Genomic DNA, 7,536 nt, shown 5'->3' with positions numbered 1-7,536 from the left:
ACCGCCAAGTACAGCCAGCCTTCGCTTGTGGCTATATAGGTGATGTCTCCAGCCCATTTTTCATTCGGAGCCGATGCGCTAAAGTTCTGAGCCAACAGGTTTGGAGCAACAGGCATTTGATGCTTGCTGTCCGTAGTGCACTTAAACTTGCGTGCAGCTTTCGGCGTTAAATCTTGACGCTTCATACTGGCAGCAATGGTTTTAACATTGTAGTTATCACCGCTCTCAGACAGTTCTTTTTGGATACGCCTTGAGCCATCTCGACCTTTGCTGTTGTCGAAAGCTTCTTTGACCTTTGTATCAAGTTTTTGGCGAATTGCCTCGTGTTGGATGGCCTTATGGCGATGTTTAACCCAGTAATAAAACCCACTTCGGGATACCCCGAACACCTTAGCCATACGCACAATACTGAAGCTCAGCAGGTGTTCGAGCATAAATTCATAGAAATTTACTTTAGATTTTTCGCGAAGTAGGTAGCGGCCTTTTTTACAATTTCTAGCTCTTCNGGCTAGTTCTTGCTCTCGCTGACTAGTACTGGTGTCTTTCTTCGAGTTCTTTCGCCACCCGTAGATTTGAGATTCATGTAAAGAAAGCTGTCTTGCTGTCGCAGCTACTCCCACTTTATCTGCTAACTTCAGGGCTTCTGCTTTAAATTCAGGGGAATGTTTAATTCTAGTTTTCTTAGTTGTCATTGTTCACCTCGTTAGTGATTGTACTCACTTAACTCAGTGTCCAAAACTGCTGGGGCGGATCAGATCTTGTCGCTTTTCGCTAAGCAGAAAGTAGGCGAAAAATAGGGTGTAAACTGACCCTTTAGAAAGTGACACGCTTTCTGTATAATCCGCACACAGAATTCAAGGGCAAGTATTATCTACTTGCCCTTTTTACGCTTTAGATCAGCAAAGGGCGACTATGTCTTTCCAACAAGAAGTGAGCAAACGTAGAACGTTTGCAATTATCTCTCACCCGGATGCGGGTAAAACCACGATTACTGAAAAAGTTCTTTTATTCGGAAACGCGATTCAGAAAGCGGGTACCGTAAAAGGCCGTGGCTCTAACCAGCACGCTAAATCTGACTGGATGGAGATGGAAAAAGAACGTGGTATCTCGGTAACTACGTCGGTAATGCAATTCCCATACAATGATTGCCTAGTAAACCTACTAGATACTCCAGGACACGAAGATTTCTCGGAAGATACGTACCGTACATTGACGGCGGTTGACTCTTGTTTGATGGTTATCGATGCTGCAAAAGGTGTCGAAGATCGTACTCGTAAACTGATGGAAGTAACGCGTCTACGTGATACACCAATCGTAACGTTTATGAACAAACTTGACCGTGACGTTCGTGACCCAATGGAAGTGCTTGATGAAGTAGAAAGCGAGCTAGGTATGGCTTGTGCTCCAATTTCATGGCCAATTGGTTGTGGTAAAGAGTTTAAAGGTGTTTACCACATTCACCGTGACGAAACGATCTTGTACGAATCTGGCCACGGCCACGAGATCCAAGAAGTTCGTATCATCAAAGGTTTAGATAACCCAGATCTAGATGAAGCGGTAGGTGCTGATCTAGCGGAAAGCGTACGTGAAGAGCTAGAGCTTGTTATTGGTGCTTGTCCTGAGTTTGATCACGACCTGTTCCTTGCTGGTGAGCTAACGCCTGTTTACTTCGGTACTGCACTTGGTAACTTTGGTGTTGACCATATGCTTGATGGCCTAACGAAGTGGGCTCCGGCACCGCAAACTCGTCAAGCTAATGAGCGTGATGTTGTTGCGACAGAAGAGAAGTTCTCTGGTTTCGTATTTAAGATCCAAGCAAACATGGACCCTAAACACCGTGACCGTATCGCTTTCATGCGTATCGTATCTGGTACTTACAGCCAAGGTATGAAGATGAACCACGTGCGTACAGGTAAGAACGTTAGCATTTCTGATGCGGTAACTTTCATGGCGGGTGACCGTGCACGTGCTGAAAAAGCGTATGCAGGTGACATTATCGGTCTGCATAACCACGGCACAATTCAGATTGGTGATACCTTTACTCAAGGTGAGAACCTGAAGTTCTCTGGTATTCCAAACTTTGCGCCTGAGCTATTCCGTCGCATTCGCCTGCGCGATCCTCTGAAGCAGAAGCAACTTCTAAAAGGTTTGGTTCAGCTTTCAGAAGAGGGCGCAGTACAAGTATTCCGCCCTATGCAGAACAACGACCTGATCGTTGGTGCGGTTGGTGTACTTCAGTTCGACGTGGTTGTAGCGCGCTTGAAAGCAGAATACAACGTAGAAGCTATCTACGAAGGTGTTAACGTTGCAACAGCTCGTTGGGTTGAGTGTGATGACGCTAAGAAACTGGAAGAGTTCAAACGTAAGAACCAATCTAACCTTGCGCTAGATGGTGGTGATAACCTGTCTTACATCGCACCTACAATGGTGAACTTGAACCTAGCGTCAGAACGTTTCCCAGACGTTAAGTTCCGAGCGACGCGCGAGCACTAATAGCAGCAGTTCTAAATAACACTGTTGAATAATATTAAAGCCGAATTGCTTATAGCATTCGGCTTTTTTGTTACACTAAGAGTACACCGTTTTGATGGAGTAAAGCGTGTTTGACCTTAACTTAGTAAAGCCATTTCTCTCTGTATATCAGCAAAGATCGATAACTAAAGCTGCAGAATCATTAGAGCTAACGCAGCCTGCGGTTAGCGCCGCAATCAAAAGGTTTGAAGCTGTAGTTGGGTATTCACTATTTGTTAGAGTAGGGCGTTCAATTGAACCCACTTCGATGGCTCATAAGTTAGCGGGGCAACTCTCTAGCGCGTTAGAGCTTATGGAGGGGGCGGTCTCCAGAAAGCGAGATTTCACGGTTTACATGCCGGCAAATCTTCTGCACAAAATGCCTATGCTCAACGGCGTTCAGTTAGTCGAGTCGCCTATTTCTGTTGATAATATTGTTGAGGATATCCGACTAAACCGAGTCGATTTAGTGGTCGATACTGGCTTGCCCAAACAGGCGAGTTTAGAGTCTGAATTTGCAACGACAGACAGGCTACTTCTAATGAGTGACCCTGAGGTTGGTCAGTTTCGTGAGCAAATTTCTATGGATGATTTTCTTGCGGCTAGGCATGTAACCTTGAAATTACTCCGACAAGATACTCAAATCGTCGATTTTCTCTCTGAAAAGAGCTTCACACGTGATGTGGCAATTGAAGTTCGAAACCTAACGAACTTGATCTTAGCTGTAAAGGGAACGGACTATATTGCTGCGGTTCCGGTTAGCATGATCCATCTAGCAAAAACGGTCGGTTTACAAATCCATGAACCTCCATTTGCGATGCGCCCAGTGGAATTCGAGTTTTTCTATCACAAAAAGTATCAAACTAATGGGCAGCACCAAGAGTTGCGAGAGAAGATAAAAGAACTATTGAACAACTAGAAGTCGAAGGCTAAGCCGAATTCAACATAGTTTTTACTTTCAGGGTATATCGTATAGGTGACAGACGGTTTTACGTACTTCAAATTAAAGAATACAGCGAGCTCGTGATAATGGAAGTTGGTCCTAGTTTCATTTCTGATATATCCAGGGGGCGCTGCAGTATCATCTTTGATGTAAAAATCTTGGGTATCTTTTTTGAATCCGATTTCTTGATTGAATTTGTAAAGAAAATCAGCATATTGAATCGGGCTCCAAAGAACGCCAGCACTATAATCGAATGTGTCAGAGGCTTTATATTCCACGCATAAGTGTGGAAGACAAGCTTCGAAATCTTTATCCATATAGTTGTAGTTAATATCGCCAAGCAGTGTCCAATTTTCATGAATTAACTTGGCAACAAAAATGCCTGTTGTGATCTCATGTTCGCTTACTTTTATTGTGTTTTCTGTGTAGTACGTATCCCCCTGCCAGAATGAATATCCCAATCCTGCTTGCCAGTATTCTTGAGTATCAACTTCTCCAAAAACACGCAACTTGTCATTGATTTGATAGTTTATATCAAGAGTAGCAACGGTTTTTTCGCTATCTGGATTTTGAGATAAGCTGACGGAAAAAATATCCGTAAAACGCTCAATGGATTCAACAAGGGTTTCATTGGCAGATAAATGAAAAGGAAAGATGGAAGCTAGTATTAATAGAATGCGTTTCATATTTTAATTCCGAATCGCTTTCCTTAGCTAACAAGATAAGTGACACCCGATAATCGAGCTTGCGATTACCGGGTGACATGGTTTTACTTGGGCTAACTATTAGCCGCGCAAACGTTGTTGAATAGCTGACTTCGCTTTCTGTAACTTAGCTGGGTCGATTGATTGGGCTTTGTCTTTTACGTTATTTTTAACCGTAGGAGGAAGTGTCACATCACCTCGGTCATTTACAACAATACCGTTGCCAAAAGTGACTGTTCCATTTACTTCGTCTATGTAGCCTTCACCTACAATGTTTCCATGACGATCTTTGATATGAACGATGCCTCGATCATCAGCTTCTGCTGTATAGTCAGTCGTTTGAGATTTGCCATTTACCGTGATAACAATGTTGTCACCTTCTAACCCTGCAGAAATAGTTGGCTTCGCAGGGGGATCGATTTGTGGCATATCAGCAGGCTTTAGGTGCTCGTCGATGAAGTCTTTAGCTGCAGCAATTTTAGAGCCGTCGAAGTGCTTCCAATCACCACCATTAACGCTGACATGAACACCACCGTTGTGTTTACGTTGGTCATTTACCTCAACGGTTTTAACGCCATCTTCCGTCACTTTTTCAAATCGGTAGAAGTCTTGAACGCCAGCGCCAATGTCGACGCGAGTCCAACCTTGGCCAACAATACCGTTACCATATTCTGTGTCCGATAGTTGAGGCATATCAGCAGGCTTTAGGTGCTCGTCGATGAAGTCTTTAGCTGCAGCAATCTTAGAGCCGTCGAAGTGTTTCCAATCACCACCATTAACGCTGACATGAACACCACCGTTGTGTTTACGTTGGTCATTTACCTCAACGATTTTAACGCCATCTTCCGTCACTTTTTCAAATCGGTAGAAGTCTTGAACGCCAGCGCCAATGTCGACGCGAGTCCAACCTTGGCCAACAATACCGTTACCATATTCTGGGTCCGATAGTTGAGGCATATCAGCAGGCTTTAGGTGCTCGTCGATGAAGTCTTTAGCTGCAGCAATCTTAGAGCCGTCGAAGTGTTTCCAATCACCACCATYAACGCTGACATGAACACCACCGTTGTGTTTACGTTGGTCATTTACCTCAACGGTTTTAACGCCATCTTCCGTCACTTTTTCAAAGCGGTAGAAATCTTGAACGCCAGCGCCAATGTCGACGCGAGTCCAACCTTGGCCAACAATACCGTTACCATATTCTGGGTCCGATAGTTGAGGCATATCAGCAGGCTTTAGGTGCTCGTCGATGAAGTCTTTAGCTGCAGCAATCTTAGAGCCGTCGAAGTGCTTCCAATCACCACCATTAACGCTGACATGAACACCACCGTTGTGTTTACGTTGGTCATTTACCTCAACGGTTTTAACGCCATCTTCCGTCACTTTTTCAAATCGGTAGAAATCTTGAACGCCAGCGCCAATGTCGACGCGAGTCCAACCTTGATCAATAATATCGTTGCCAAATTCAGGCGTATCGCCCCAGTCTGGAATGTCTAAGTCCGGATGACTAACTTGATCTACTCGGTAAAGTTCATTCCCATTAACACCCAAGGTAAGCTTGCGGTCGTTAAGGATAATTGTGGCAGTACCATCGTTATTGAGTATGACATTGCTTGAATCTACATAAGCGTCTTGCCCTGCAATAGTAACTATGTAGCCGCTATCGTTATCTGCGACTTTCCATGTACCAACACTGTCCATTGATGTAGTAACTGGAAGTTCTGGAGTTGTATTGCCATTGTCAGATGAGTTAGAAGATGAAGAGCTACTTAATAGACCGGCAACCAACGCAGCCGAAACCGCACCAACAGTAGCCCAAGTGCCGTTAGATTGTTTTTCGTAAGTAACATCATCGATTGTGGCTGTCGTGCCTGGAGTTGCATTCGCGTATTGTTCGTTTAACTTATACTGAACAGAAGCATCTACCGCTTTCATTTGTCCATCAATAAGCTGAAGGGTTTGCTGATTTGCTAGCTCTACGTCAACTTGAGGAGCAGTAGCAAAAGCTGGCGCAACTAACACGCTAGAAATTGAAATGGCTAAGAGTGATGCTTTCATAATGTAGGGTCTCGTCGTTTAATTAGGCGTCTTGCTATTGGTGCCTCCTTGGCAAGTGCGGCTATTATTTGTTCTGATGAGATTTTCAACAATATAGCCAGCTAGTGTTGATGTATAAATTAGATTTATACTTTTATTGCTTTTGGGCTTATTGTTGAGCATTGGTACGATTTTTATGTGTGATTTTAGTGATTTGCTTTATGTATTGGTTTTTCGTAAGCATTGATTAAAGACATGAGGTAAATATGTTCGGTTGGATAAAAGCTTGGGTTAGGAAATACGATAAGTGGTGTGAAGAGCTTGGTTTGACACCTGAAAACAAGCGCAGCTGTGTACCTTATCGTCGAGATCCTCAAGGGCAGCAAGCTGAGAGTAGGAAAGATGACACAGCAAACAAGTGACTTTCCGCTATTTGATACACATTGCCACGCGGACTTTGAGGCGTTTGAGCAAGGTCTTTCCCATGAGCAGAACATTGATGGGTATATCAAAGAGGCAAAACAGGCCCAAGTTGAGAAGTTACTCATCCCTTCTATCGGTCAAAACAACTGGCATAAGCTTGAAAAGGTCGCGCAATCTCACCCCAATGTTTACTACGCATTAGGTTTCCATCCTTACTTTTTAGAGCAAGCGGATACGGTGCAATTTGATGAACTCCATCAATTGCTCGCTTCAAAAACACGTCAGTGTGTGGCCATTGGAGAGTGTGGATTGGACTTTTTTGTGGATGTGGAACAGGAGAAGCAGGAGCGCTTTTTCATCCAACAGATGGAACTTGCCAAGGCGTTTGATTTGCCTCTGATTATCCATGAAAGGAAGTCTTACAACCGCCTTATTCAGCTAATAAAGCAACACAAGTTTACTTTAGGTGGGGTAATTCACGGTTTTTCAGGAAGTGAACAGCAAGCTTTGGCTTGGATTAAGCTCGGTTTCTATATTGGCGTCGGCGGAACGATAACTTACTCAAGAGCGCAAAAAACACGCACAACCATCGCTAAATTGCCCCTTGAGAGCTTGGTGTTAGAGACCGATGCTCCGGATATGCCAACCTATGGAAATCAAGGAAATGTTAATCATTCCAAATATTTAGTTACGATATTAAATGAACTTTTTTTGCTTAGAAAAGAATCAAAGCAATCGATTGCAGCGCAAATTTGGCAAAATAGCCATCGCGCATTCGGTATATGTGAATAAAATCTAATGTTTTTGTTTATCGTTTGCGTAAATTGCATCTCTATTGTGATTTGAGTCACATTTGCGTGTGAATGGTACATGAATCTTCTACGAAAGTGTGAGGGCGGCATTACTTTATTAGTGGTCGCA

General features: G+C 43.7%; 7 protein-coding genes. 4 read left to right on the top strand and 3 right to left on the bottom strand.

From position 1 onward, the window contains the following. A partial coding sequence (locus tag L1D55_RS03995; protein WP_239916584.1) for an IS3 family transposase occupies positions 1–692 on the bottom strand: 692 nt, incomplete at its 3' end. Between the two features lie 220 nt (positions 693–912). Here L1D55_RS03995 and prfC point away from each other — a divergent pair. Then, positions 913–2,493 (top strand): peptide chain release factor 3, encoded by a 1,581-nt coding sequence (prfC, locus tag L1D55_RS03990; protein ID WP_004740621.1) that lies wholly within the window; start codon positions 913–915, stop codon positions 2,491–2,493. Between the two features lie 106 nt (positions 2,494–2,599). Further along, entirely contained in the window at positions 2,600–3,430 is an 831-nt protein-coding gene (locus tag L1D55_RS27680) for a LysR family transcriptional regulator (RefSeq protein ID WP_239916583.1), read from the top strand. Here L1D55_RS27680 and L1D55_RS03980 read toward each other — a convergent pair. Both L1D55_RS03980 and L1D55_RS03975 read right to left on the bottom strand, forming a co-directional pair. Further along, positions 3,427–4,140, bottom strand: a complete 714-nt coding sequence (locus L1D55_RS03980) for a hypothetical protein (RefSeq protein WP_239916582.1) — start codon at positions 4,138–4,140, stop codon at positions 3,427–3,429. The two genes, L1D55_RS27680 and L1D55_RS03980, sit on opposite strands and share 4 nt — an antisense overlap. Positions 4,141–4,239: 99 nt before the next feature. Next, positions 4,240–6,213, bottom strand: a complete 1,974-nt coding sequence (locus tag L1D55_RS03975) for a hypothetical protein (RefSeq protein WP_239916581.1) — start codon at positions 6,211–6,213, stop codon at positions 4,240–4,242. Between the two features lie 245 nt (positions 6,214–6,458). Between L1D55_RS03975 and L1D55_RS03970 the strand changes: the two genes are divergently transcribed. Both L1D55_RS03970 and L1D55_RS03965 read left to right on the top strand, forming a co-directional pair. Beyond that, on the top strand, positions 6,459–6,614 hold the full coding sequence (locus tag L1D55_RS03970) for a DUF5363 family protein (protein ID WP_239916580.1): 156 nt from the start codon (positions 6,459–6,461) through the stop codon (positions 6,612–6,614). Continuing rightward, complete coding sequence (locus L1D55_RS03965) at positions 6,595–7,407, top strand: TatD family hydrolase (RefSeq protein ID WP_239916579.1); 813 nt, start codon at positions 6,595–6,597, stop codon at positions 7,405–7,407. Before L1D55_RS03970 ends, L1D55_RS03965 begins: the two co-directional genes overlap by 20 nt. Positions 7,408–7,536 lie beyond the last annotated feature (129 nt).

This window comes from Vibrio sp. Isolate22 (assembly GCF_022398115.1).
Classification (GTDB): domain Bacteria; phylum Pseudomonadota; class Gammaproteobacteria; order Enterobacterales; family Vibrionaceae; genus Vibrio.
The sequence above is the reverse complement of the archived record's forward strand: the minus strand, read 5'-3'. Positions and strand labels throughout refer to the sequence as shown.